The organism is Terriglobales bacterium, assembly GCA_035543055.1.
Taxonomy (GTDB): Bacteria; Acidobacteriota; Terriglobia; order Terriglobales; family Acidobacteriaceae; genus JAIQFD01.
Window position 1 is genome coordinate 1 of record DATKKJ010000149.1, and the last position, 2,210, is coordinate 2,210.

1 protein-coding gene is annotated in these 2,210 nt (G+C 64.8%); it reads right to left on the reverse strand.

Going from position 1 to position 2,210, the window contains the following annotated elements; all coding sequences use genetic code 11:
* Nucleotides 1-330: 330 nt before the first annotated feature.
* The coding region (locus tag VMS96_10345; GenBank protein HVP43823.1) for a diguanylate cyclase at nt 331-2,210 on the reverse strand (1,880 nt) is incomplete at its 5' end.

The window sequence follows — 2,210 nt, forward strand, 5'->3', positions numbered from 1 at the left end:
TGAGAATAGCAGTGGGTGAGCGGTGTGCAAGTCACGCGAGTGATCTGTTCCGATTTCCGAACAGAGAAGGAATCGGGTGCCCCGTCCTTTGCGGCTCGGGGTTTGGCCGCAAAGGGCGGGAAAGCCAAATGTGGAGCCGGGCCGGAAGATCAGAATGGATACTCGCCTCCCGCCCTTTGTCGCGCAAAAAAAAACGCGCGCCAAAGGACGGGGCACCCACGGCTGGGGTAGTGCGAACCAAGGCCGGGCCACCCGCCATGTCCTCTTCCCCAATAACAGCTCCTGAAGAGGAAGGAAGTCCCAAGCCGGAACCGCCCAAAAGCATCCGGTCTAGCTGGCGGCGGCGGTGGCAGTCTCGAGTTGGGGGGCGAGGGACTGGGCCTTGCCTCCGCCTTCGCCCTTGGCGATCTCCAGCGCGGCGTCGGCCCGGTTGATGACCTCGGTGACGATGTCGATGGGGTCGTACTTCTGCTGCACCACCGCCTCGGCGATGCCCACGCTCATCACCACCTCGCGATTGGTGCCGGTGATCTTGGTCCCGGTCATCACCTTGCGCAGCTTGTCCACCACGAAGAAGGCGTTCTTCTCGTTGGTGTCGGCGAGGATGACGGCGATGGTGGTCAGCTCGTAGTGCACGGCCACGTCGTTCTGGCGGATGTGCGAGCAGATGCTCTGCCCGATGGTCTGCATCAGGTTCTCCACCGCTTTCTCGCCGATCTCCTTGACCATGGCGGTGGGCTTGCCGAAGTTCAGCAGCATGACCGTAGAGGTGGATTGCTGCTGCAGGGCGCGCCGGGTCTCGGAGAGCAGCACGTCGAGGTAGGAGGTGCGCTTCAGCAGCCCCGACTTTTCGTCGGTGACCGCCAGGGTCTTCATCAGGCTGCGCAGCTTGGCGTTCTGCACCGCCTGCTGGGTCTGGTCGGCGATGGTCTTCAGCACCACGATGTCGGTCTGCCGCCAGTCGCGGGCGCGGTCGCACTGCTCCAGGAAGAGGATGCCGACGTGCTCCTCGCCGTCCATGAGCGGGACCGCGAGCACCGACTTGATGCCCAACGAGGCGATGTACTTGGCGTCGGGTCCGCCGGCGGTCGCCGAGTTGCCCAGGTTGACGATGCCCTCGCTGACCAGCCTGGCCTGCAGAGTGTTGATCAGCTTGACCAGGGCCATTACGTCGGACTGTTTGATGTTGGTGCCACAGTATTCCAGCGCTGCCGAAGGCGGCTTGCCCGGAGTGCACAACCCGGCGACGCAGCGGCTGGCGCCCCAGTGCCGGCCTACGTCGTTGACGCAGGTGAACAGCACGCTCTTGACGTTGCCCTGGCGGTAGATGTTGCGCGTGATCTCGGTGACGCGGGCGAAGTTGTCCACCGCGTTCTCGGCGGCCATCATCTGCGCCGCCGACATGGTGGGCGCGGGCATGGTGCCGGTCATGCGGGGCACGGTGATAGTGCCGGTCAGGCCGGTGGGCGTCGGCGCGGCCGCCGCCGGCGCCGGGGGCGCATCCGTGTACTTGGGGATGAAGCCGGCGTTGGCGTAGAGCAGGTGCAGCTTCTCGTTCCTTTCTTCCTCACGGGGGAAGAGCTTGGCGATGCGCTCCAGCCGTTCCAGCGCCTTGGAGCGCATGGAGTATTGCAGGAAGATCTCGGCCTGGAGCATGAAGTCCTCCAGCACCGTCGGTTCCTTCTCCTCGACCGGCTTCTCTTCCTCCTGCTCGTCCACCCCGCCCGCGATCTTCAGCCGTCCGGCAATGGCGTTGAAGCGCGCGGTCTCGATCTTGCCGCGCAGCATCTCCATGCGCTTGTGGTGGCCCGATTCGTAGGGGTCGACCTCGGCGGCGCGGTCCAGCGAATCCGCCGCCTTCAGGAAATTCCCCGCCGCGAAGTACAGCTCGAACAGCTTCAGCAACGTCTCGCAATAGTCGTGTTCCCGGTTCGCGCTGTTGTAAAGCTCGACCGCATACTCCAGGAACTCCACCCCCGCGGGATGCTTGTCGACCACGACCTCTTTCATCAGGGCGACGTAGTCGCGGCGGCGATTGTGCTTGACCTCGCCGGCTTCGAGGCGTTGCGCCAGGGCCAGGGCCTTGTCGCCGTGCTCGGTGTCGAGCAGGCAGCCGATGAGGCGCGCGACCTCGTCGGCCTGCTTGGGATCGCGCTCGTACAGCGCCCAGATGAAGGGTTCGGCATCGATGGGACGGCGGGCGCCTAGCA